This is a genomic window from Chryseobacterium tongliaonense, from assembly GCF_041224435.1.
GTDB classification, from domain to species: Bacteria; Bacteroidota; Bacteroidia; order Flavobacteriales; family Weeksellaceae; genus Chryseobacterium; species Chryseobacterium tongliaoense.
Map to the genome: position 1 here is coordinate 162,490 of NZ_JBGFFD010000009.1, position 23,338 is coordinate 185,827.

The window sequence follows — 23,338 nt, forward strand, 5'->3', positions numbered from 1 at the left end:
TGGATACTATTTTATAAAAAAGTACAATTTTTTGATAATAAACTGTTAGCTTTCCATTAGCTCCCTGAGCCAGATTCCCATATCCCGTTCAGTTGGAATATTGAATTTTTTGCGTAGATTCTGTTTCCTGTTCCGGATTGTATGAACAGATTTGAAAGTGTATTCTGCGATATCTTTAATGGTAAACCCTAAAAATATATAGGCACAAAGAATAAGTTCCGATGTTCTTAAACCCGGGCATACTTCCAATATTTTTTTTTCAAATTGCGGATAAACCTGCTGGAACCGGAAGTAAAATGAAGAATCATTATTCTTGGAAAATTTTATTAATTCATTGTAGGCATCGCTGCTTTTTAATTGCAGGTCCTGATCAGTGCTTTTTTGAGAAATAACTTCATTTTCCGGTATGGGAGTATTGATGGCGGTGTCAGGAGGCAGTTCTTTATGTGTCCTTTTTTTTGGGGTAATTTTGAATATTAAAAATGCTAAGGCCAGCAAGGCAATAATGACACCGCCATACAACCATAAATTCTTTTTCTTTTGGGATGTTTTATATCTTTTTTCATAGTCTTTTATGATAATATTAAGGGCATAATCTATATTTTCATGCTTTTCTATCAGGGCTTTGTTTTCCATTTTAAGATAAATACCCTCATATTTGTTTTGCATTTCTTTGTCACCTAAAACTCCATACATTTTTGATATATCAGAATAGACATAATTAAATGATGCCTGGTTTACAGAATAATCTTCCATATTCCGGACTGCCTTCTGGTAAAAATCCAATGCCTTTTGATATTCCTTAAGTTGACGATAATAATTTCCAAACTGTATGTACTCCATGAAAAGGACCGGATTATTATATTTCTGTTTCAGCTGATAACTTTTTTGATAATAATAAAAAGCGGAATCCGTGATTTGTTTCTTTAAAAAAGCATTTCCCAATTCAATATAATGATCAGATAAGTTCCTGTAAATATTGGTGTATGGTTCCGGGAATTTTTTTAAAAGTCTGTCCTTTAATTTATAGTATATAAAAGCAGAGTCCATTTTGCTTTTATTTTGATAATTCTTTCCGATATGGCCATAAACCCGGATCAATACTTTTGTTGAGGCAGTATCCTCCTTTTTTCGTAACAGGTTGACAATACCAAAGAGTTCTTTCTGACTTTGCGATGTAAGGCCCAAAGTCATATAATTGTATGATTTTACTTCTTTCAGTTTAGATTCAAAGACAATATTATTTTTGGTATAAGGCTGGTCGTAAGCTTTTTCGATATAGAAAAGACTTTGTTTCTGCAGTCGGAGATGGGATAAAGAAATGGCCATACTATAATAGCTTCTCGCCATTCTTTCTGAGTTACCTGTTTTTTCAGCTAATGAGCTTGCTGCTTTAGCATACTTTAAACCTTCAAAATCATTGTATTTTTTACGGCTGTTGAAGGATTGGGTTAATAAACTGTCAATTTTCTTAAATTCATAATCCTGACAGGTCAGAAAACCTGAGACTAGAATAGTGAACAGTACTAAACTATTCTTAATAAATTTTGTTTCAGTCATACTATCCTTATTCCTTAATTAACTAAAATTAACGATCACAAAAATAGAATAGTTAATTCTAAAATAAATGAATAGTAATAAATTTAATGAATTATTTGTTTCTTCATGATATTTTTATCATAAAAAAGAAAAATAAAAGTTTTTTTTAATAAAGTTTAGAAAAGGTGAAGAATGGAAATTAATAGTAGTAGGGCAATACAGGATGAATATACTACCCTATCTTCTACTAATTTTCATCATTGTGTGTTTTTAGAAATAAATCAGAAAAATGTAAACACTTAACTGATCTTCATCATTTGTGTTCTATGAATTTCTATGATGTAAATTGACAGAAAATTAACAAGAAATACAAAAAGATAACATACCATTTGTATACTATCCGAGTGTAACTCGTTGATTTATAAGATTTATTTTAGCTGTTTTTTTTGATTTTGATTAAATTTATTAACCAAAATTTTATATCCTGATCAGGTTCAATATTGAACTTTTTGCGAATATTTTGCTTTCTGTTCCGAATAGTATGAATAGATTTAAATGTATATTTTGCAATATCCTTAGACTTGAACCCCAAAAAAATGTAAGCACAAAAAGTAAGCTCGGAAACTCTTAAACCAGAATTATATTCAAGGAGTTTTTTCTGAAACTCAGGGTAAGCTTCCTGAAACCGGAAATAAAATGAAGCATCATTGTTCTTGGCAAGTTCTATTATTTCCTGATAAGCAAGATTAGATGTAATCTGAAGCTCATCAATTTCAGTAGTTTTGTTATGTGAAATATCATTACTTTCTTGTGAAAAGTCCGCAGTTTCAGGGGCAGAAATTTTCTTTTCTGAGTTTTTTCTCAGCAACTTATATCCCAAAAAAGCAGTAATAAATAATATCCCAATTCCTGTCAAAATAAATATATTGTTTCTGTCTTCAGAATTTTTATATTGATCCTGTTTGTCACTTAGGACGATGTTAAGAGCATAATTTATATTTTTATTTCTTTCTGCAATCAATTTTTTCTGGAGTCCAAAATAAATGTGCTCATATTCGGACTGTTTTTCTTTTTCCCCTATTTTTCCGTACAGATCTGATATTTTTTTATAAAGACCATTATTCGCCGAAAGTTCGGGTGTTGCAGATTGTTCCTGGATATTTTGAATTGCTTTCTGATAATAATTGATGGCCTCCTGATATTGTTTTTGTTCGGAATAATAGTCTCCAAAAGCAATATAATCCAGTAAAAGGACAGGATGATGATATTTCTTGTTAACTTCCAGGCTTTTGTTAAAGTAATAAAAAGAAGAATCTTTATTCTTTTTCAGAAATTGTGCACCTAAGGTTCTGTATAAATCAGATAATTCCAGATATACTTCTTTTTCAGGTAATTGCTTTAGCTTGTTAAAACATAATTGGGCATAATATCTTGCAGAGTCTTTTTTATAAAGGCCGATAATCAGGTATGTTTTTTGTAAAAGAAGAATGGCTTTTTTACTTTTGTCATCCTTCAGGAGATTAACGATATCCGTTAATTCTTTTTTAGCCTGGGTATGTAATCCTAAATGATAATAATTGTAAGTTTTTATATCTTTCAACTGAGCCTGAATAAGAGTGCTTTTTTTAGAATAGGGTTGTTGAAATGCTTTATTGATGTAAATAAAACTTTCTTTTTGCATCTCCAGAAAAGACAGGGAACGCGCCATAGAAAAATAACTTTCGGTTATCCTTTGTGAATTATTAATTTTCCTTGCCAATTCGTTGGCCTGCTTGGCATATCTTAATTGATCCAGATCGTTAAGATTCCTGAAACTATTCTCAGATTTCTGCAATAGCTCATCAATCTTTTTAATTTCATGATGCTGTGCCTGACAAACAGAAATGTTTGACAATAATAGGATGACCAATAAAAAACTGTTCTTTATAGAGTTGAAGACTTTAACCATACGATCTTTACCTCTTAAAGATAATGATTATAGATTAAAATTTCAACACGGCAATACAGGTAATGAAAAAGCCGGCAAACTATTTGTTTACCGGCTTTGATATTCTGAATTAGCCAATTTCTTCTTCAAATGTTTTTTTCCAATTGGAAATAGTAGTCCTGCTTATTTTATATTTTTTAGACATATAGCTTGTAGAAAACCCATGCTTTTTTTGATATTGCAAAAGCTTAAGCATTGTTTTTTTATCGTACGTCTTTAATTTCTGATTGTTTTTTAAACTTTCTTTGGATTGCTTGAAAAGCTTATCATTAAAGTTTAATACTTCTTCCGTAGTATTCAGCTTTTTTAGCAGTTCCCTGATCTTAGGATCCTCTAATTTATCAGGATGCTCAAGCTGCAGCATATCGTGAAATATTTTTCTGTAATTAGGCCTCATTATTATTTTGCGTATTATCGGGTGTTATTTATTTTTTGAAACCAGCGGTGGAGGGTGCTTTTGGGAATAGAATATTCATTGATCACCTCAGAATGCGTCATTTCGCCGGATTGAATTCTTTTGATGATAAACTCTTTAATTTCCTGGGTGTAAATATTCTTCCTGAAATAAGGAATCTTTTCAGATTTCTCAGTGCTTTTATTAGTGCCGGAAGGTGGGGCATATAAAATAAGATGGGAGCTGTACAGTCTGAAAAAGTCATATTCCAATAACTTTGACCATCTGAGAAGAAGTTCGGTATCCAGTGATTTGCTGTTATACATTTTTTCAACGGCTTCCTCATCTGTATTTAAAAAATTACAGATCCTTTCTATTGTAATTTCTCTTTCATCAACTCTTTCCTTTATAAACTTTCCTATATGAATTTCTTTGTATAGCATTTTGTGTAAACCTTTTGTTAAACAATTTCATGTGCTAAAAACGAGTAATAAATGTTTCAGAGATTGATTTTTGAATTGATATAATCAGGAAGCAGTATATTGTTAAAACAGGTAGATCACTCAATTAAATACATTAACAGTTAATAATAAATACATTTTTTTAATATTTAAAAACTTAATATGCATCATATTACTCTCTTCAATGCTTTTGACGATTACATGTTTCCTGTTTCATTCGCCTGCTAAAATTCAACTTTTCAATCCAAGTGTGAAATTATTACGTCTTAAGCTCTTTCATGCAATTTTCTTTATATAATTTAGCTGTTATTATATAGTCGGAAACTGATTTTAAATAGCATTAACCATCAGTTTCTTTGTTTTCAAATATAGAAAAAATACAAAGTAAACCAAAGGATAAATTAATTAATATTAGTTTATGGTAAATTTTAATAAAAAATAATATAATATGTAATAAGATATGTTAATGATATTTTATCTATTTTAATACATATGGTTTAGAAATTTATTAGACTAAATAATGCCGAAGGAATGATTGTATAAAATATTTCAAGTACATACCTTTGTGACTCAATGAAAAACTCCATCACTTTATTCGATTTTTCGAAAAAACTCAACTATAAAAATGAGATATTGGCAGGGCTTACCGTAGCAATGACCATGATTCCCGAATCTCTTTCATTTGCTATTTTGGCAGGTCTTTCTCCTTTAACCGGTCTCTATGCCGCTTTTTTAATGGGTTTGGTAACTGCTGTTCTGGGTGGCCGTCCCGGAATGGTTTCAGGAGGGGCAGGCGCAACGATCGTCGTGCTTATTGCTTTAATACAAGCCCATGGAGTACAATATCTTTTTGCAACAGTGGCTCTGGCAGGGATTTTTCAAATGCTGGTTGGTATATTTAAACTCGGGAAATTTGTACGGCTGATTCCACAACCTGTAATGTATGGCTTTTTAAATGGCCTTGCCGTTATTATTTTCATGGCACAGATTGAACAGTTCAAAATCACAGATGCTCAGGGAACGATCAGTTGGATGCGGGGAACTTCTTTATATATTATGGGTGGCTTGACGGCATTAACGATTGCTATCGTGTATTTTTTTCCTAAAATAACAAAAGTAATTCCGGCTTCTCTGGTGGCTATTTTAGTGGTCTTCGGAATTGTTGCCGGATTTAACATCAATACTAAAACTGTAGAAGATGTTGCCAGCATCAGTGGCAGCCTGCCCGAGTTTCATATTCCGAAAATCCCTTTCTCACTGGAAACATTACAGATTATCTTCCCTTATGCATTGGTGATGGCAGGAGTAGGGTTGATAGAATCTCTTCTTACCTTATCAATGGTGGATGAAATTACAAACTCAAAAGGAAGTGCCAATCGCGAATCTGTTGCACAGGGTGTTGCTAATATAACTAATGGTTTCTTCGGTGGAATGGGTGGCTGTGCAATGGTTGCGCAGACTCTGGTGAATCTTAATGCCGGTTCAAGAGCAAGGCTTTCGGGGATTATAGCTTCCGTTACCATTTTAATCATTATTTTATTCGGGGCTCCTCTTATCGGAAAAATTCCGATGGCGGCTTTAGCAGGTGTAATGATGATGGTTTCCATAAGTACATTTCAATGGGTTTCCATAAGAATCGTCAATAAAATGCCAAGGTCTGATATCTTTGTGGGAATTACTGTTGCCCTGATTACGATTGTGCTTCATAATCTGGCTTTAGCTGTTCTTATCGGAGTTATTATTGCTGCTTTGGTTTTTGCCTGGGATAATGCGAAAAGAATCAGGGCCAAAAAGTATGTTGATGAAAATGGAATAAAACATTACGAAATATACGGGCCTCTGTTTTTCGGGTCTGCAACTGCTTTTACAGATAAATTTGATCCGGTGAATGACCCTGATGAAGTCGTAGTAGATTTTAAAGAAAGCAGGATTGTGGATATGAGTGCCATTGATGCCTTGGATAAATTATCAAAACGTTATCATCAACAAAATAAAGTACTGTATTTACGTTACTTAAGTGAAGATTGCCGTGCCATGCTGAAAAATGCCGAGGCTGTAATTGAAGTGAATATTCAGGATGATCCTACCTATAAAGTAATGCCTGAGAAGTAGAAGCTGCAGGTCATTGCGAGAAGCGAAGCGACGAAGCAATCTCAAAAAACTAAGTAATCCATTAATTCCACGAGAGAAAATAAGATTGTGAATCCATCACTCATAACCAGACAAGGACTGTAAATCATTTTACAGCCCTTGTTTTTTTAGGTTATCAAAGTATTTGAAATGAAATCAGGCACTAAAGTATAATGAGATAATTTCATACTGATGGAAGCTCTTCCGCTCGTCAGTGTTCTCAGATCTGAAATATATCCGAAAGTGGACGCTAAAGGCACTTCTGCAGTAAATATCTTTCTTCCTGATTTTTCATCAATAGAAGTGATAATACCTCTTCTTTTATTGATATCAGCGGTTATAGCACCGGTGTATTCTTCAATACTCTGAATTTCAACCTGCATAACGGGCTCCAGAAATTTAGGTTTACACTGCTTTGCAATAGCTCTGTAGCCATCTCTTGCAGCCATTTCAAAATCATAAGCTGCAGAATCCTGAACATGGGTAGATCCATCAAGAAGAATAATTTTCATCCCTTTTAGCGGATATCCGTTTAGTGGTCCATTTTCCATAGCTTCTCTGAAACCTTTCTCTACTGATGGAATAAATTCTCCAGGGATTACGCCACCTTTAATTCTGTTGATAAATTCCAAACCGGTTTCGTCATGATCTCTGGGGCCGATCTCAAAAGTAATATCAGCAAAATGTCCGCTGCCGCCACCTTGCTTCACGAGTTTTTCCCTGTGAGTGTTGGTCTCGGTTAGAATTTCTTTGTAAGAAACTTTAGGTTTTCCCTGGTTGATTTCAATGCCATGATTTAACCGGATTTTTTCTAAAGTAACTTCAAGATGCAGCTCTCCCAAACCGCTTAATAAAGTTTCACCAGTCTGATTATCCCGTTCTACCCATAAAGAAGGATCTTCTTCCTGAATTTTAGCCAAAACCAAACCAAATGATTTCTCATCATGATTTGTTTTAGGTTCAATCGAAATCCTGATGACCGGTGCCGGAATTGTAATAGGTTCCAGTAAAACAGGTCTCTTTACAGATGATAAAGAGTCCCCGGTTTTGGCATCTTTTATTCCTGTTAAGGCAACGAGGTCTCCGGCTTTCCCTTCTTCTACAGATAATGTTTTGTCAGACTGCATCTTTAAAATCCTCGATATCCTGAAGTGTTCACCTGTTCTTACATTTATAACCGTGTCACCGGATTTTATTTCCCCCGAGTATATCCGTAGCATTGCCAGTTTACCCATATGTTTATCGATCATAACTTTAAACACCAATCCGGAGAAAGTCTCTTCTTCATTTCGGTCGAGCTCAATGATTTCTTCTGTAGCCGGGTTTTTTCCTTTTATGGAAGTTAACTGATCCGGAGCCGGAAGATAGCTCACAATGGCATCCAGCAATGGCTGAACCCCTTTGTTTTTGAAAGCAGATCCACATAAAACGGGAACAACTGCTAAAGACTGACAGGTCTTTTGAATACTTTTAATAATCATTTCATCAGTAATCCTGTTTTCGGAATTCATGAAAATTTCAAAGAAAGTTTCATCATATTCGGCTAAAGTCTCCATCAATTTCATTCTGTATTCTGCTGCTTCTGTTTTATACTTTTCCGGAATTTCTTCTTCCACAATCGTTTCCCCGTTTTCATCTAGCCAGTATAATGCTTTCTGTTTCAGCATATCAATTACTCCCTCAAAACGATCTTCAGAACCGATCGGAATCTGTAAAACCAATGGAGTTGAATTTAATTTCGTTTCAATTTCTCTCACTACAGCAAAGAAATCAGCTCCGATTCTGTCCATTTTATTGATAAAACAGATTTTTGAAATGCTGTGTTTTTCAGCCTGAAACCAGACGTTTTCAGTTTGTGGCTGAACTCCTGATGAAGCACAGAAAACCGCAACAACACTGTCTAAAACCCTTAATGAACGTTCAACTTCCACTGCGAAATCAATATGTCCCGGAGTGTCAATAATATTGATGTTATAAACATTTTGACCTTTTTTCCATTGTGTGGAAATGGCTGCAGAAGAAATGGTAATTCCTCGGTTTTTTTCCTGAATATCTTTATCCATCGTGGTATTTCCTTCGTCTACGTTTCCTATTTTATGGATTAATCCTGTGTAATACAGTAACCTTTCCGTCAAAGTTGTTTTTCCCGCATCTACATGTGCTATTATCCCTATATTTCGTGTGTTGTATTTCATTTTGTTTAATTTAAATTGTTGATTTTTAAACTTCTGAAATAATGTTGAATGATGTTTCTTGAATTTTTTGAAGCAAAGATTTATTAAAATTAAATCTAATTTAAAGAGAGCAAAAATTGAATTAATTTTAAGACGTTTTCTTGATCAGCGACTTTGTCGCCGTACTTCGCTCACTGAAATATACAGTTTATAAATCTTTGCGTTTGAAAGAAATTTCCAATACTTTATCATCAAACAACAGAAGTTTTTTGATTGTTAAAGCTGAAAAGTAGGGTAGCAAAAAAGACCTCTCTGAACAGAAAGGCCTTAATATATTTTTTGTTGTATAAAGGTCAGTTACTATTCAGATAAATATTTAGTGCTACCAAAGTACACAGCTCTGATAGGATGGTTTAAAGTAATAATATTTATCATTTTTGTTGACATTGTTGATTTTTAATCGGTTGCGAAATTAGAGAAAAAAATGAAATGTAAAAAATTTTTTATATTTTTTTTGCTGAGATGTTGAGGTAAATGCTGCCAAATCTTAAAAAATCTTAAAAAATAAGACTTTAAGTATAAAAATTTTATCTTTGAGAAGAATTGAAAAATTCAACTTAAAAACTAAAGTGAAGAACATGAAATCAAATGAAATCTTTTTCAGGAAAAAGCTGAATAAAACTTTTAACTTCTAATATTTTGAAAGTAGATATCGACATCCACAATCACTCACATTTTTCCTTTGATTTGTGGCTTACCTTAATAAAATCTCATCCTGAATTTAAAACAAAAAGAGTTGAGCTGTTCACCTCGTTTTTCAACATTGATAAGCCCGTTGAGGAAGTTGCGAAAATTGTAAAATATTATGATGATTTATGCAATACGATTAATGAAGTGATAGGCGGGAATATCGATACATTTGAAATGTATCTGTTGATTTTAGGAGCATCGGATGTTGATTTAAAGCAGATAGGCAAGGAGAAATTAAATGAGTTTTATCTGGAAAGTGAAAAGCTTTTTCTGGAATATAAGCCTGTTATTATTTTTGAAAATATTCATCCGTTTTTTGATGAAATTAAAAGTAAAGGAAAGACGATTAATATTTTGAGCAATACAGGTTTTATCAAAGGAACAACGATGCGGAAATTTCTGATCGAAGAAAACCTTGATCAATACATAGATTTTCATATTTATTCGGATGAAATTAATTGTTCCAAGCCGAATCCGCTTGTATTTCAGGAAGTGAAAAATAAGATTAAAAATCAGGATTTACCCATGAATCAGATTCTGCATATCGGAGACAATCCGATCGCTGATTACAAAGGGGCAAAAGATTTTGGTTTCAGTGCGCACCTGCTTAAACACTAAAATATTAATATGAATAAGAGATACAGTTTACATCACATCCATTCTGCGGAAGAATTCACTTTTTCGCCCGCGGAATACAGCTATTTTAAATATGGCGACAGGTCGTATGCTGAGAAATTTGCAAAAGAATTATTCGAAGGGTTTATTTCTGAAAATGAAGAGATTTTAAATACCGATAAAGAAATTGTAGTGCTGCCAAGCCCTTATATGGCGATTCCTACGGCTTCTAATTTCTTATGCTTTTACTTTAAAAAACATCTTGATTTTTATTTATTCCAGAAAGGAAAAAAGTCGAGCGTCTTATCAAAAATCAACCGTAATCATACGTATATTACAGATTATGGGAATCTGAATTTCGAAGACCGTAAAAACCTGATTGCCAATGATACGTATTACATCGATAAAGATTTTTTAAAGGGAAAACTTTGTATTTTTATAGATGATATAAAAATTACGGGAAGCCATGAGTATACGGTGAATAAAATCCTGGACCAGTATGATGTGAAAGCAGATTTTGTCTTTCTGTATTATGCTGAACTGATGAATTTTGACATCGATCCTACGATTGAAAATTATTTTAACTATTATGCAGTGAAAAATGTAGAGCATGTAGCTGAAGTGATGATAAAGCCCGGTTTTCAGTTTAATACAAGAATTGTGAAATATATTTTAGGACTAGAATCAAGTAAATTTGAATATCTAACGTCTAAAATAAAAAAGGAACAAATAGATCATTTGCTTGAGCTGGCAATCAGCAATAATTATCATTTAATAAAAGAATACGAAAATAACATAAACACTTTAACACAAACAGAACTATATTATGGCTATTAACTTACAAAAAGGACAAAGAGAAAATATAAATGCACCTAAATTTACAGTGGGTTTAGGATGGGATATCAACAATACATCTACCGGTGGAGCTTTTGACTTAGATGCTTCTTTATTTTTATTAGGGGAGAACAAAAAATTAGTTTCAGATAATCACTTTATTTTTTATAACAACCTTGAGTCTCCGGATAAATCGGTGATTCACTCCGGTGATAACTTAACAGGTGATGGTGACGGTGATGATGAGCAGATCAAAATTGACCTTACTAAAATTGATTCTGCAATTAAGGAAATTACAGTAGTAGTAACGATTCACGAAGCAGAAGCAAGAAAGCAGAACTTCGGACAGGTAAGAAATTCCTTTATCAGAATTTTTAATACGGAAACGAATGAAGAAATCTTAAAATACGAATTAGATGAAGACTTTTCAATCGAAACTGCTGTAGAATTCGGAAGAATCTATAACAGAAACGGAGAGTGGAAATTTGAGGCAGTAGGTAGCGGACAAAGAGAAGGCCTTGAGAAATTTGTATCAATCTATCAATAATTTACCATGGATAACCAACCCAATCAATCAAATGATCCACTTCAGTCAATTGAACCTCTCAAAACTTTTGAGCCGGTTCAACCGAACCAGCCAAGTCAGGGAGCTGCTCCTGTCCTGGTAGACAGAGACGGGAATGTCAATTTAAGCCAGATTCAGAGTACCGATTTACAGAAATATGAAACGGCCGCCAATGCAATTGATGAAACCAATCCCGGTTCTATTGTAAATTTTGGCTCTGAGCTTCAAAAAACTTTAGCAAATCAAAGTGACAGTTTTTTAAATAACGTAAGAAGATCAAATTCCGGAGAAGTAGGTGAGCTGATCAATAATCTGTTGGTAGAGCTTAATTACGTAGACGTTGACGAAATAAACGGTGGCAATAAAGTAAAAGGTTTTTTCAGCAGACTGCCTTTTATGAAGAAAATGATAACCCAGGTAGAAAATCTTTTCGCGAAGTATGATAAAATCGTTAATAATATTGACCAGATTTCCCATAAAGTAAATGCTGGGATCATCACTTCCACAAAAGATAATGCAGTATTGCAGACCATCTTCGACAGCAACGTGAATTCTATCAAGCAGATAGAAGACCTTGTAATTGCCGGAAACCTGAGAATGGAAAGAGCTGCCGGAGAACTTGCTGAAATGGAAGCCAATGTTCAGAATTTTGCCGATTATCAGATTGCGGATAAAAGAGATTTTATCAACAGACTGGACAGACGACTGGCCGATCTTAAAGTGGTTCGCCTGATTATGATGCAGTCTCTTCCACAGATCAGACTGGTTCAGAATAACAACGTTTCTATTGCGGAAAAAGCGCAGACCATTCTTACGACCACATTACCGGTTTGGAAAAACCAGCTTTCACTGGCCGTTGCCATGCACAGACAGCAGCAGAACATTGAAATTCAGCAGAAGGTTTCTTCCACAACAGAAGAGATCTTAAGGAAAAATGCAGAACGTCTCGGACAGAATTCAAGAAATGTGGCTAAAGCAAACGAGCAAACCATTGTTTCAGCTGAAACATTGAAAGAAACAACAGCTATGTTGATCAATACGCTGAACGAAGTGAAACAGATCCAGAAACAGGGTACGGAAAACAGAAGAAAGCTGGATCAGGATTTACAGACATTGGAACACGAATTAAAAGCAAATATCAGAGGTTAGTAATACGGTACAAAGGTGGATGATGAAGCTGTAATCATAATGTCACAAAGCAAAAGAAGATTAACGAAGCTTAAACTTCTTTCAAATTTTTTTGAAAATGTTGTTATCATATCAATTTATATTAAAACGGATATTATACACAATTTATTTCAGGAAAATAAGGCTTTAGATTATCATAAACTCGAGCTTTTTCATCTGCAGTATACCGACAGCCTCATAGAATTGCTTACCAAAATAAAAAAGAAAAAGGAAAACGATTTACTGGCTGTTATTAACGAAATTAATATCAACAACCAATATATTTCAGGTTTTGAAGAAAGAAAGGTTGATAGCTTTGAAACAGACAGAAAGATATACAGTGGCATATTTTCACAGCATTTAAGAAACCTGTATAAAGATCTTACAGAAGACAAATTCACCTTAAACTGGAATGACGTCCTGTATTTTCATAAAAGATATGCAGCTGAATTTTACAGAACGCTGGCGGATGAAGCCCAACTTAAACTTCCTTCTGTGCCTTCTTATCAGTACCAGGAGTATTCGATAGAAAGAAAATTATTGGGCAAACTCAATATACAGAGTTTTAAAGTTCGTTTTGTCTGCGGCTTTCGTTTTGAAAGGAATGAATATGAATTGTTCAGGATTTTTCAGTCTGATGAGCATTTCATTTTTGATGTAGAAGGCAGACGGATGTATCTGATTGATGAGGAATTAAAAGATCTGGATACGTCAGAAAATGAATCCAATCAGGCCTCTATTATCAATCAGTTGAAAAGAAAGAATGAAGAACTGGAAGAAACGATTGATGAAAGAAAACGTATACTTCCTGATGATGTGGAATCTGTATTAAAGGACTATCTTCGAAATCTGGAGAGTGTAGATATTATGAGCAAGATATTTGACGTGAATGAAGAAACCAATATTCTTCGGGCAATGTTAAACCTGAATTTAAATGATTAGCGAAAAGCAAAAAAGCAAAAAGGCTAAATTGTAAAATAGCAAAACCGTTAAATTGTGAAATCGTAAGAGTATAATAAATATACAGTTTACAATAACGCAATCGTGCAATTTTTCAATTTAACAGTTTTACGATTTAGCAAAAAATAATAAATAACTAAACATAAAAAGAAAATATGGCTATTAACTTACAAAAAGGTCAAAGAATTAACCTGACGAAAGAAAATGGAGCAGTGCTTACACAGGCTTGTGTCGGAATAAACTGGGGTGCAATTGAGAAAAAAGGCTTTTTCGGAACTAAAAAAGAAGCGGTAGATTTAGATGGAAGCTGTATTCTGTATGATTCAAATAAAAATGCCACTGAAGTAATCTATTTCGGAAACCTTAAATCTAAAAACGGTTCCGTAAAGCACAGCGGTGATGATTTAACAGGTGACGTAGACGGAGATGACGGCCTTGACAACGAAGTGATCACAGTAGATTTCAGCCAGCTGGATGCCAATGTAGAGCATGTTGCCATGGTTCTGAACAGCTACAGAGGCCAGGATTTCGGGACAATACCTTTTGCTTCTATCCGTATTTATGAAGGAACTCCTACCAATGTGAGAGAAGTTTTTGCTAAATATGATATTGCAAACGATGCATCTTTCAAAGGACATGTTGCTATGGTAATGGGAGTTTTCTACAAAAGAAACGGAGAATGGAAATTCAACGCTATCGGAGATCCTACAGCTGACAGAAAATTAGAAGAAACGATTAAAACGGTTCAGCAAAAATATTTATAAAAGGATAAATTGTCAGGAATATTAATTCAATAGGGACGGGCTTTAGCCCGTTTACAAATAAAAGGAGTTGTTCAATGGCTTTAGCCTAAACTTATTTTAATATTGAATTTTAAATCGTATTTTGGTCAATTAAAATAAAAACGGCAATATCTGTACTCGTGCAGCTATTGCTTTATCGTATAATAACACATAATTAAAGTGGAAAAACAAAGTATTCTGGAACTGCATCCTGGTCTGGTGTGGGGATTTGCGATAACGGTGGTTATCATGTTGCTCCTGGACTTAGGGGTTTTTAATAAAAAAAGTCACGAGGTCTCCTCAAAAGAAGCTACCATCTGGTCTGTCGTATGGATTTCATTATCCATGGTTTTCTCAGGTGTAGTGTATTGGATTTTCAATCAGGATGCAGGAGGTCATGCTCTTGCCATTGAAAAGTTCACCCAATATCAGGCAGCTTATTGGATTGAGAAGGCTCTTTCCGTAGATAACCTGTTTGTATTTATCCTTGTTTTCGGATTTTTTAAAGTCCCGAAATACCTTCACCATAAAGTTCTTTTCTGGGGAATTATTGGAGCATTGATATTCAGGGCGATCTTCATCTTCGCGGGAGTGGGGCTTATTAATTTAACCTACCTGCCTGAAATGAATATTTTCGGTCATCCGGTGAAAATCAATATCGTAATGACATTATTCGGGTTATTCCTTGTGTATGCAGGGATTAAATCCTGGGGAGACGGTGATGATGACGACGACGAAGATTACAGCAACACTGCAGGGGCGAGACTGATCAAAAGCTTCTGGAAAGTTTCCGATAATTATGATGGAGATAAGTTCTTCACCGTTCAGAACGGAATCAAAATGGCAACACCGCTTTTAGTAGTGGTTGGGGTTATTGAATTTACAGACGTTCTTTTTGCGGTAGATTCCATCCCGGCAATTTTTGCGATCTCAAATGATCCTTTCATTCTCTATACCTCGAATATTTTTGCAATTTTAGGGCTTAGATCATTGTATTTCCTGCTGGCTAATTTCATTCATATGTTCAGCAAGCTGCCATACGGTTTAGCCGTTATTTTATCCTTTATCGGAGTAAAGATGCTGATTGCTCCATGGATTCATATTTCATCCCCGGTTTCATTAGGAATTGTAGGTGGAGTACTGGTGATCTCAGTGGTTCTGTCCATCATGTTTCCCGATAAAAAAGAAGCGGAAAAGGAAGAATTGGAAGAAAATTAAAATACTGTTAAAAGGCTTTACGATCGTAAAGCCTTTATTTTTTTGGATGAAGCAAGAGATTATCCGTGCAAAAGCTTATTGATCTTTCTTCTCGTCTGTAAGGATATTTTGTACGTTTCATCCCTTAGCTTCTGTATTTTTCCCACAGGCTGAAAGAAAACTTTACTTTCAAAAGGATTAAAAGACATCAGTTCATTCTCACAATCCCGGAAATCAAGTAAAGTACCTTTATCAATTTTCACTTCCCCGATTTTAATGTATGGTGAGTTTTTCCATTCTACATTGAGCTTATTGATGGGCTGGTATTTCAGATCATAACATATCTGAATGTAAACCTCTCCGGTGAAATCATTTGATTTCACATATTTCTCAATCGCTTCCCTGTTATTTAATTTCTTTTCAAAATTCTTGTCAACAGAGACCGGGCTCAGTTTTATTTTCATCATATAATCTCCCATACGATAGGCTCCTACAGAATGGTAATCAAAAGACAGGATAAAATCATTGCGCTTCCTCAGCAATTCAAATCCGTTTTTTAAAAATGAAGCAGTGAAAAGAGTTGGACAGGCTTTAAGAATCTGTTTCATTAATGGAATAAAGCTTCGCCATTTTTTCATTAAAAACCGGTTGACTGCGGTAAATAGCTGTAAAAATGTACTTACAGAATTCACCGGGAACAGCGGGAAATTTACCAAAGGGTAATTGGCAAGTAAACTACCGTCTTCATCCTTTATCTTTACGGAGAATCCATAGGCGGGGATGTCTTTTTTAGACTTATTGATTTTTAAATGAGCATTTGAGAACCGTATAACCAGATCATATCTTTCCTTATCGAAAAAAGGCTTTAAATCATCGGGAATATCAGAACCGGGAAAGAACTGACCTTTTACAACGGCGTATGTTTTAGCGTGTGCATTTCTTGTGGCATAATTCACATCGCTTATGAAGGATGACTGCTCTACAAAATCGGCAATACTTTTTTTATTCACTTCAAGGAGCTCTTTCTCCTCTTCGCTCAGTTTATCAAAATTCTTATTATATTTTAGTGGATCTGGCATTTAGTTTTTAAATTCAATTATAACGCCAAGTTCCGAGATATGTGTTAAAATAATATTAAGCTTGTTTGAATTTTTAAAGACTATTAGTCATAAGTCTAAAAATCACTTAGTTGTGATTAATATTTATAAATGAAAACTTCTTTTCCCCGGTTTCAGTCTTCCGGCAACAAAACTTATCTTTGTAAAAAAAAATCAACAATGGGAGTAGCAGATATGTTATTTAAACGTAAAAAAGAGCAGGCTGAAAAAAATCTGAATGAAGGGAAAGCCTTTATGGAAGAAAATGCCAAAAAAGAAGGTGTCGTAACCTTACCGAGCGGTTTGCAGTATGAAATCATTACTGAAGGTGACGGAGCCAAACCAAAAGCAAAAGATACCGTAAAATGTCATTATCACGGAACAACCATTAAAGGTGAAGTTTTCGACAGTTCTGTAAAAAGAGGAACTCCGGCATCTTTCCCGTTAAACCGTGTGATTTCAGGATGGACTGAAGCACTTCAGCTCATGCCGGTTGGAAGCAAATGGAAATTATTTCTTCCTCCCAATCTTGCCTATGGAGAAGAGCAGATCAGCAAAGAAATCGGACCGAACAGTACTCTTATTTTCGAAGTGGAATTACTGGGAATTAAATAATCCGACCTTAAATATAGCTTAAAAATTTACCCGCAGGCGGGTAAATTTTTTATTTGTATTATATTAGTGATAAGTTAATCATAATCATGTGGGATTTTAAGTTTATTATTTCTTGCGTCTTCACAATTAGCTCTGAAAAGCATTAAGTAAATGAGAAAATTATTTTATCTTTTTACGGTTTGTACTTTGATAACTTCATGCGTTTCGAAGAAAAATCAGACCATAAAACAAAACATCCTTACCCTGAAAGACAGCTATTGCAAAGCGCCGTTTCAGTATAATTACACCAATAAGCTGCCGTCATACAATTCAGATTCTATTTTAACGGCAAATAAGGAACTTAAGGGAATGTTTTCCGATCAGAGTATTTTGATTTTGAATGCGTTGGATAACCTTGATGAAGTACATGATATTATCGAGCTTAAAAAAGATACTTCCCTGAGTTCGCAGGTTAAAGTATTGCAGCTCAAAACCAAGATCAATAGTAAAATAACAATTGCTTTGACCGAACTGGATGCTGTAGCAGCAGAATTTGACTGTGAAGGAGAGCGCGTTGCCCAGATCGGAAATTATGTAGACAATCTCAATGATTCCAGGAATAATAAACTCATTCTGTATTCCATTGCGGCGGGAGCAGCGGCATCTATTGCGGGAGGAATTGTAAAAGATAATGGCTGGAGCAATGCGATCGATATCAGTGGTGGAGTTCTGGGAGCAGGTTTTGGTTTGGCCACCCTTAATCCTAAAGGTAAAAAAGTGGAATTTATTCATCAGAGAAATCTTTTACGAGATATCTGGCGTGAAAAACTGGAATCTCCCAACTTCCCGCCATTCATCTGGTATATGTATACCGAGAAAAAATTTTCCAATAAAGAAGAGCATTCCATCATTCAGAGTATGAAAGAGAGATGGCTGCATTACCAGTTTGATGACAACCGGCAGGAAGCAGACGCATCGGTTATTTTCAGCGATGGCGGATTTTATCGTTCAGATGATTTACATAACAGGGCTGCCATGCTGAACCAGATGCAGTCGGCTACAAGAACGATTAATCAGAACATCAATTATTTACTTCTCGATCTGGATAAGTTAATATTATAAAAAATAAATGTAATAAAATTTGTTACATTTAAAAATTTGTTATACTTTTGTCATGTAATTATAATGAACAATACAAGATTTGCTACGGCAGTACATATTATGACCTTATTGGCCAAAAGTCCTCAGGAATGGTTGACTTCCGAGTGGATGGCGGGTAGCATTAATATCAATCCTGTCATTGTGCGTAAGGAGATCGGTGTTTTAAAAGAGGCAGGCTTAATTGTAAGCAGACAGGGAAAAGAAGGAGGGAGCCAGCTTGCTAAAAATGCAGACCAGATTAATATTTCCGAGATATATTCAGCTATAAAAAATACTGAAGTTTTAGGAAAGAAAAATAATAATCCCAATCCTGCATGCAGCGTAGGAAAGGAGATCAACACTCATTTAAATACCTTATTCGAAGAAACAGACCGCTTGGTTGTAAATTTTTTAGGAGACAAGTCATTGAAAGAATTCACTGATCAGTTCAGCTAAAAATTTTTAGCCATAAATGTAACAAAATTTATTACAATTAATTTAAATAAAATATTATGAAAAAAGTAGCAGTAATTGGTGCGACAGGATTTGTAGGTTCACACGTAGTGAAAGAATTGGAAAGCAGAGGATACGCGGTAGAAGCTATCGTAAGAGATGCCTCCAAAATCGATCAGAATGAAAAAGTAACAGCGAAAAGCGTTGATGTAAACAATGTGGATGAATTAGCAGAAAGCCTGAAAGGAAGTGATGCCGTGATCAGTACTTTTAATGCAGGATGGACGAACCCGAATCTTTACAACGATTTTCTTACAGGTTCTGAAAATATTGAAAAAGCAGTGGAAAAATCCGGAGTAAAAAGATTAATCGTTGTAGGAGGTGCCGGAAGCCTTTATACCCCAGACAATGTACAGATTGTAGATACTCCCGACTTTCCGGAAGCATACAAACCCGGAGCAACTGCAGCGAGAGATTATTTAAACAAAATTAAAGAAAACAATACGTTAGACTGGACTTTCTTCAGCCCTGCAATAGAAATGAACCAGGCGAATGTAGGAACCAGAACAGGAAAATACAGAACTTCTCTTGAAACCCCGGTTTTTGATGAAAACGGAAGAAGCATCCTTTCTGTAGAAGACGTAGCAGTAGCTTTAGTAGACGAATTGGAACAGAATAACCACATCCGTGAACGTTTCACAGCAGCGTATTAATTTAAACTGAATTATATGATGTTGAAAAAGAAATTATTATCATTCGTTGCAATATTAGGTTTTGTAAGTGCTTTATTTGCAGGAAACCTGAAGATCAAAGTATATAATCCGGGAGCAAAAGCAATTTTTCCCATTACATCAACCATTATTTACGGGGATAAAGATGTAATGCTTGTAGATGCACAGTTTCAGAAACAATATGCAGAGCAGCTTGTAAAAGAGATAAAAGCTACCGGAAAAAATCTGACTACGGTTTTTATTTCCCATAGCGATCCCGATTTTTATTTCGGATTGGATGTGATCAAAAAAGCATTTCCCAAGGTGAAAATTATTTCAACTGCTCAAACGGCTTACCTTATTTCTGCTTCAAAAGACGATAAGTTGGCCGTATGGAAACCACAGCTGAAAACAGATGCGCCATCAGAAATCATTATTCCGGAAGCCGTGAATACGATTCCTGATCTTGAAGGAAATAAAATTGAAATTAAACAGAATATTGATGACCCGGCTCACAGTTTTCTCTGGATTCCTTCTCTGAAAACAGTTTTAGGCGGAATTTCAGTATCGGTTGATTCCCATCTCTGGATGGCGGATACCCAGAATAAAGAAGCTATTGACCAATGGATTGGGCAAATCGATGCAATGAAAGCATTACAGCCTGCACAGGTTGTTCCTTCCCATTTTTCAACATTGTCTTTATCTCCCGATTCCCTGGATTTTGTTAAGAATTATCTTGAAAGTTATAAAAAAGCAGTGAGCGAAAATAAAACTTCAGAAAACATTGTAAATTGTATGGTCAACAAATATCCTAAGCTTCCGGGCAAAGATGAACTGGGAATGGGCGTGAAGGTTTTTCTCGGAGAAATGAACTGGGATTTAAAATCTCCTTATCCGGCCATCGGTCATAAAATCAGGGTCGGTTTCGGAACCATAGAATTTATCCTGGATTTTAAAGACAACAAAACAATGTCTTTCATCGGAACAGATGGTGAATCTAAAGGAGCTGCAGAAACCATTCAATATACTGCAGTAGAAGTCGCTAAAAATATATTTATGGTCTATTGGCACGAGCCTCAATCCGGCATGAATGTTACCCACATTCAGGATTATAACAAAAACACCGTTTATACCAATATTGCAGGAGCAGACGGATCCTTCAAACATCTGAAAGGCACACTGAGTATCCTGAAATAATCATAAAAAAACTGCTATCGGAAGACAGCAGTTTTTTTATTATAAATTCATAAACAATTTCGGATTGACCGGTGTATTGTTTTTGTGTACTTCGTAATGAAGGTGTGGCCCGGTAGAACGCCCGGAATTTCCTGATTTGGCTATAACCTGTCCCACTTTTACTTTATCGTTGGCTCTTACTATAAGCTCTGATAAATGGCCGTAAAGGGTAGCCAGACCGTTTCCGTGAGAAACAATCACACAGTTTCCGTAACCTCCTTTTTGTCCGGAGAAAATTACTGTACCGGCTGCAGCGGCTCTTACATCAGACCCGAAAGCAACGGCAATATCAAGGCCTTTATGAAACTGCATCTGATCAGCTTCAGCAGGTGGATTATTTTTTTCAACAGGAGTTTTTGATGAAGCAATACCGGCAACAGCTTTTGTAGAATTGGTTACAGGAGCCGGAGCAGCTGGAGTAGTGGTGGCAACTTTTGGTGTTACCATTACTTTTACCTCTCTCTTAGTACCGTAACTGTCGGTTATTTCGATAATTCTTTCCACAGGTTCTGCTTTTACTTCAGGCTTTGCAGCTGCTACAGCCGCAGGTTTTGCAGAAGCAGAAACACCTGATTTCACAGAGGCAAAAACCGTTTTATAGGGAATCGGATTTTTTCTGATTCCGAAGTTGGAAGAAATATATCCGTCAGTAGGCATTCCCAGAGGAACCTCCATCAGTTTTTTCTGTAAATCCATTAAATACTGGCTGTACCTGTTGGCTTGTTTTGCTAAATAAACAGAATTGGAAATGCTGTCTTTACTCAGAACCATCAGCTTTTCACTCGGAATGTCTTTCGCTTTCAGGAATGAATTGAGCTGTGCGACGCTTTGATCTACCAGACTAAGATCGGTTTTCATTTTTAGATAATCTACACTGTCTCTTTCAGTGTTTATTTTTACAAGGTTCACCTCATATGTTTTGTCATCCCTTTCGGAAAATAACCTTGCGATGAAAATGCCTTGTGCAAAAACTACTAGTAAAAGTCCTCCCAGAAGAATATTTACGTTCTTTTTGCTGCTTAGAAATTTCTTCATATTTTTCTTAGTATTAAAAACAGTTTTAAGGGTGCAAATTTAATTAAAAATAAACTTTGTGAATTTTTTCTAATAAAAAATGAGTTATTTCTGTAATTAACGGTGTTTTATCTATTTAATTGTATTGAAGTGTTAATTTTTTCTAAAAATGGGTTTTATCATCCTTTCAAAAGCACTGTTAAATCTTTGTTTTAATATATTTGCAGTTCACATTTCAATTATGGCAAAAAAGAAAATTATTTCAGAATCTCCAGATCCAAAAAAAAACAAAAATGATATGACCATTGGGGTCGTAGGAAGTGGAAGTTTTGCAACTGCAATCGTAAAAATGCTTGTTGAAAACTGTAAAATAGTGCACTGGTGTGTAAGAAGTGAATTTGTAAAAGGAGCGATTGAGCTTCGCGGGCACAACCCGACTTATTTAACGGCTGTTAATTTTAACCTTAAAAACTTAAAGCTTACCACAGATATTAACGAACTTGTTACTGCATGTGATGTGGTGGTTTTAGCAACGCCTTCCATTTATCTTTCGGATACACTGGATAAAATGAACTGTGAATATAAAGACAAAATCTTCGTATCGGCCATTAAAGGGATTATTCCTAAAGTGAATGACGTTGTAGCCCATTACCTGAGAGATGAGTTCCAGATCGGATTCAGAAACCAGGCGGTTATTGCAGGCCCTTGTCACGCAGAAGAAGTCGCTATGGAAAGATTATCCTATCTTACGATTGCCACGGTAGAAGATGAGGTTTCTGAAAAGCTGCTGGATGTTTTTAATTCTGATTTCATTAAAGTACATTCCAGTAAAGATATTTTAGGGAATGAATACAGTGCGATTCTTAAAAATATTTTCGCCATCGGGGCAGGTATTGCAAGTGGATTAGGCTATGGGGATAATTTTACGGCAGTTTTCGTTTCAAATGCGATCCGTGAAATGGAAACTTTCCTGGAAGCTATCTATGAAGCACCGAGAGATGTAAATGAAAGCGCTTATCTGGGTGATTTACTGGTAACAGCTTATTCATTGTTCTCAAGAAACAGGAATTTAGGAAACCTTATCGGAAAAGGATATACGGTGAAATCTGCAATACAGTCGATGAACATGGTTGCGGAAGGCTATTATGCGGCCGATTCAATTTATAAAACGGCAAAACAAAAACATCTTAAGCTGCCGATCATTGATACGATTTACGGAATTTTGTATGAAGGAAAAAATGCAGAAAAACAGTTTAGAAAACTGACTGCGAAATTGAATTAATACAATCATAAACATGCTCCGACTCCGCTTAGTATGACATTTCACAATAAATACAATGAGTATTGGAAATGTCATACTAAGCGGAGTTGAAGTATTAAAACTTTAGTAATTCTATTGACGGATTAATAAAATTCAATCGATACTTTCGATCAATTTTTTTTGCACAATCCAAGAGTGTTTTTACATTAAAAATTAACATGTTAAAATCGCAAAACGAGTTCCTGCTTTTAAAACTTTTCCCGAAATTTGATGTAAAT

21 protein-coding genes are annotated in these 23,338 nt (G+C 35.1%); 14 read left to right on the top strand and 7 right to left on the bottom strand.

Going from position 1 to position 23,338, the window contains the following annotated elements:
* Positions 1–45: 45 nt before the first annotated feature.
* From AB8P06_RS17660 to AB8P06_RS17675, 4 genes are all read right to left on the bottom strand, one after another.
* The gene (locus tag AB8P06_RS17660; protein WP_369843553.1) at positions 46–1,560 is read right to left on the bottom strand and encodes a transcriptional regulator; all 1,515 of its coding nucleotides are present in this window, start codon (positions 1,558–1,560) and stop codon (positions 46–48) included.
* Between the two features lie 412 nt (positions 1,561–1,972).
* The gene (locus tag AB8P06_RS17665; protein ID WP_369843554.1) at positions 1,973–3,487 is read right to left on the bottom strand and encodes a tetratricopeptide repeat protein; all 1,515 of its coding nucleotides are present in this window, start codon (positions 3,485–3,487) and stop codon (positions 1,973–1,975) included.
* Between the two features lie 109 nt (positions 3,488–3,596).
* On the bottom strand, positions 3,597–3,923 hold the full coding sequence (locus AB8P06_RS17670) for a helix-turn-helix domain-containing protein (RefSeq protein ID WP_369843555.1): 327 nt from the start codon (positions 3,921–3,923) through the stop codon (positions 3,597–3,599).
* 14 nt (positions 3,924–3,937) lie between these two features.
* The gene (locus AB8P06_RS17675; protein WP_369843556.1) at positions 3,938–4,363 is read right to left on the bottom strand and encodes a transposase; all 426 of its coding nucleotides are present in this window, start codon (positions 4,361–4,363) and stop codon (positions 3,938–3,940) included.
* 591 nt (positions 4,364–4,954) lie between these two features.
* On the opposite strand from AB8P06_RS17675, the gene AB8P06_RS17680 reads away from it, so the two are divergent.
* On the top strand, positions 4,955–6,493 hold the full coding sequence (locus AB8P06_RS17680) for a SulP family inorganic anion transporter (protein WP_369843557.1): 1,539 nt from the start codon (positions 4,955–4,957) through the stop codon (positions 6,491–6,493).
* Between the two features lie 146 nt (positions 6,494–6,639).
* Here AB8P06_RS17680 and fusA read toward each other — a convergent pair whose 3' ends face one another.
* Complete coding sequence (fusA, locus tag AB8P06_RS17685; protein ID WP_369843558.1) at positions 6,640–8,706, bottom strand: elongation factor G; 2,067 nt, start codon at positions 8,704–8,706, stop codon at positions 6,640–6,642.
* A gap of 678 nt (positions 8,707–9,384) precedes the next feature.
* On the opposite strand from fusA, the gene AB8P06_RS17690 reads away from it, so the two are divergent.
* From AB8P06_RS17690 to AB8P06_RS17720, 7 genes are all read left to right on the top strand, one after another.
* Positions 9,385–10,053, top strand: a complete 669-nt coding sequence (locus tag AB8P06_RS17690; protein WP_369843559.1) for an HAD family hydrolase — start codon at positions 9,385–9,387, stop codon at positions 10,051–10,053.
* Positions 10,054–10,062: 9 nt separating this feature from the next.
* Positions 10,063–10,887 (top strand): phosphoribosyltransferase family protein, encoded by an 825-nt coding sequence (locus AB8P06_RS17695; protein ID WP_369843561.1) that lies wholly within the window; start codon positions 10,063–10,065, stop codon positions 10,885–10,887.
* Entirely contained in the window at positions 10,877–11,431 is a 555-nt protein-coding gene (locus tag AB8P06_RS17700; protein WP_369843562.1) for a TerD family protein, read from the top strand. The genes AB8P06_RS17695 and AB8P06_RS17700 overlap by 11 nt, the downstream gene beginning before the upstream one ends.
* 6 nt (positions 11,432–11,437) lie before the next feature.
* The gene (locus AB8P06_RS17705) at positions 11,438–12,598 is read left to right on the top strand and encodes a toxic anion resistance protein (RefSeq protein WP_369843563.1); all 1,161 of its coding nucleotides are present in this window, start codon (positions 11,438–11,440) and stop codon (positions 12,596–12,598) included.
* A gap of 39 nt (positions 12,599–12,637) precedes the next feature.
* On the top strand, positions 12,638–13,558 hold the full coding sequence (locus AB8P06_RS17710; RefSeq protein WP_369843564.1) for a hypothetical protein: 921 nt from the start codon (positions 12,638–12,640) through the stop codon (positions 13,556–13,558).
* Between the two features lie 173 nt (positions 13,559–13,731).
* Positions 13,732–14,340 carry a TerD family protein gene (locus AB8P06_RS17715; RefSeq protein WP_369843565.1) on the top strand — a complete coding sequence of 203 codons (609 nt, stop codon included), beginning with the start codon at positions 13,732–13,734 and terminating at the stop codon, positions 14,338–14,340.
* A 198-nt stretch (positions 14,341–14,538) separates the two neighbouring features.
* Positions 14,539–15,576 carry a TerC/Alx family metal homeostasis membrane protein gene (locus tag AB8P06_RS17720; RefSeq protein ID WP_369843566.1) on the top strand — a complete coding sequence of 346 codons (1,038 nt, stop codon included), beginning with the start codon at positions 14,539–14,541 and terminating at the stop codon, positions 15,574–15,576.
* 59 nt (positions 15,577–15,635) lie between these two features.
* Here the strand turns inward: AB8P06_RS17720 and AB8P06_RS17725 are convergent, their stop codons facing one another.
* Entirely contained in the window at positions 15,636–16,634 is a 999-nt protein-coding gene (locus AB8P06_RS17725) for a catalase family protein (protein ID WP_369843567.1), read from the bottom strand.
* A gap of 129 nt (positions 16,635–16,763) precedes the next feature.
* Here AB8P06_RS17725 and bamJ point away from each other — a divergent pair, with 129 nt between their 5' ends.
* The 5 genes from bamJ (at position 16,764) to AB8P06_RS17750 (ending at position 20,746) form a co-directional block, all read left to right on the top strand.
* On the top strand, positions 16,764–17,267 hold the full coding sequence (bamJ, locus tag AB8P06_RS17730; protein ID WP_369843568.1) for a BamJ family beta-barrel-assembly machinery protein: 504 nt from the start codon (positions 16,764–16,766) through the stop codon (positions 17,265–17,267).
* A 150-nt stretch (positions 17,268–17,417) separates the two neighbouring features.
* Positions 17,418–18,368 (top strand): hypothetical protein, encoded by a 951-nt coding sequence (locus AB8P06_RS17735; RefSeq protein ID WP_369843569.1) that lies wholly within the window; start codon positions 17,418–17,420, stop codon positions 18,366–18,368.
* A gap of 63 nt (positions 18,369–18,431) precedes the next feature.
* Positions 18,432–18,842: an Rrf2 family transcriptional regulator gene (locus tag AB8P06_RS17740; RefSeq protein ID WP_369843570.1), complete on the top strand. Its 411-nt coding sequence runs from the start codon at positions 18,432–18,434 to the stop codon at positions 18,840–18,842.
* Between the two features lie 56 nt (positions 18,843–18,898).
* Positions 18,899–19,552, top strand: coding sequence for an NAD(P)-dependent oxidoreductase (locus AB8P06_RS17745; RefSeq protein ID WP_369843571.1), 654 nt, complete (start codon positions 18,899–18,901; stop codon positions 19,550–19,552).
* A gap of 15 nt (positions 19,553–19,567) precedes the next feature.
* Positions 19,568–20,746: a MoaF-related domain-containing protein gene (locus tag AB8P06_RS17750; protein WP_369843572.1), complete on the top strand. Its 1,179-nt coding sequence runs from the start codon at positions 19,568–19,570 to the stop codon at positions 20,744–20,746.
* Between the two features lie 39 nt (positions 20,747–20,785).
* On the opposite strand, the gene AB8P06_RS17755 is transcribed toward AB8P06_RS17750, so the two are convergent.
* Positions 20,786–21,820, bottom strand: a complete 1,035-nt coding sequence (locus AB8P06_RS17755) for a M23 family metallopeptidase (RefSeq protein WP_369843573.1) — start codon at positions 21,818–21,820, stop codon at positions 20,786–20,788.
* A gap of 277 nt (positions 21,821–22,097) precedes the next feature.
* Here AB8P06_RS17755 and AB8P06_RS17760 point away from each other — a divergent pair, with 277 nt between their 5' ends.
* Positions 22,098–23,081 carry an NAD(P)H-dependent glycerol-3-phosphate dehydrogenase gene (locus tag AB8P06_RS17760; RefSeq protein WP_369843580.1) on the top strand — a complete coding sequence of 328 codons (984 nt, stop codon included), beginning with the start codon at positions 22,098–22,100 and terminating at the stop codon, positions 23,079–23,081.
* The last annotated feature ends 257 nt before the right edge of the window (positions 23,082–23,338 follow it).

Excerpts from the sequence above, each read along its gene's own strand:
- AB8P06_RS17660 (WP_369843553.1), bottom strand. The coding sequence starts at position 1,560 with ATGACTGAAACAAAATTTATTAAGAATAGTTTAGTACTGTTCACTATT.
- AB8P06_RS17665 (WP_369843554.1), bottom strand. The coding sequence starts at position 3,487 with ATGGTTAAAGTCTTCAACTCTATAAAGAACAGTTTTTTATTGGTCATC.
- AB8P06_RS17670 (WP_369843555.1), bottom strand. The coding sequence starts at position 3,923 with ATGAGGCCTAATTACAGAAAAATATTTCACGATATGCTGCAGCTTGAG.
- AB8P06_RS17675 (WP_369843556.1), bottom strand. The coding sequence starts at position 4,363 with ATGCTATACAAAGAAATTCATATAGGAAAGTTTATAAAGGAAAGAGTT.
- AB8P06_RS17680 (WP_369843557.1), top strand. The coding sequence starts at position 4,955 with ATGAAAAACTCCATCACTTTATTCGATTTTTCGAAAAAACTCAACTAT.
- fusA (WP_369843558.1), bottom strand. The coding sequence starts at position 8,706 with ATGAAATACAACACACGAAATATAGGGATAATAGCACATGTAGATGCG.
- AB8P06_RS17695 (WP_369843561.1), top strand. The coding sequence starts at position 10,063 with ATGAATAAGAGATACAGTTTACATCACATCCATTCTGCGGAAGAATTC.
- AB8P06_RS17700 (WP_369843562.1), top strand. The coding sequence starts at position 10,877 with ATGGCTATTAACTTACAAAAAGGACAAAGAGAAAATATAAATGCACCT.
- AB8P06_RS17705 (WP_369843563.1), top strand. The coding sequence starts at position 11,438 with ATGGATAACCAACCCAATCAATCAAATGATCCACTTCAGTCAATTGAA.
- AB8P06_RS17710 (WP_369843564.1), top strand. The coding sequence starts at position 12,638 with ATGTCACAAAGCAAAAGAAGATTAACGAAGCTTAAACTTCTTTCAAAT.
- AB8P06_RS17715 (WP_369843565.1), top strand. The coding sequence starts at position 13,732 with ATGGCTATTAACTTACAAAAAGGTCAAAGAATTAACCTGACGAAAGAA.
- AB8P06_RS17725 (WP_369843567.1), bottom strand. The coding sequence starts at position 16,634 with ATGCCAGATCCACTAAAATATAATAAGAATTTTGATAAACTGAGCGAA.
- bamJ (WP_369843568.1), top strand. The coding sequence starts at position 16,764 with ATGAAAACTTCTTTTCCCCGGTTTCAGTCTTCCGGCAACAAAACTTAT.
- AB8P06_RS17735 (WP_369843569.1), top strand. The coding sequence starts at position 17,418 with ATGAGAAAATTATTTTATCTTTTTACGGTTTGTACTTTGATAACTTCA.
- AB8P06_RS17740 (WP_369843570.1), top strand. The coding sequence starts at position 18,432 with ATGAACAATACAAGATTTGCTACGGCAGTACATATTATGACCTTATTG.
- AB8P06_RS17745 (WP_369843571.1), top strand. The coding sequence starts at position 18,899 with ATGAAAAAAGTAGCAGTAATTGGTGCGACAGGATTTGTAGGTTCACAC.
- AB8P06_RS17750 (WP_369843572.1), top strand. The coding sequence starts at position 19,568 with ATGATGTTGAAAAAGAAATTATTATCATTCGTTGCAATATTAGGTTTT.
- AB8P06_RS17755 (WP_369843573.1), bottom strand. The coding sequence starts at position 21,820 with ATGAAGAAATTTCTAAGCAGCAAAAAGAACGTAAATATTCTTCTGGGA.
- AB8P06_RS17760 (WP_369843580.1), top strand. The coding sequence starts at position 22,098 with ATGACCATTGGGGTCGTAGGAAGTGGAAGTTTTGCAACTGCAATCGTA.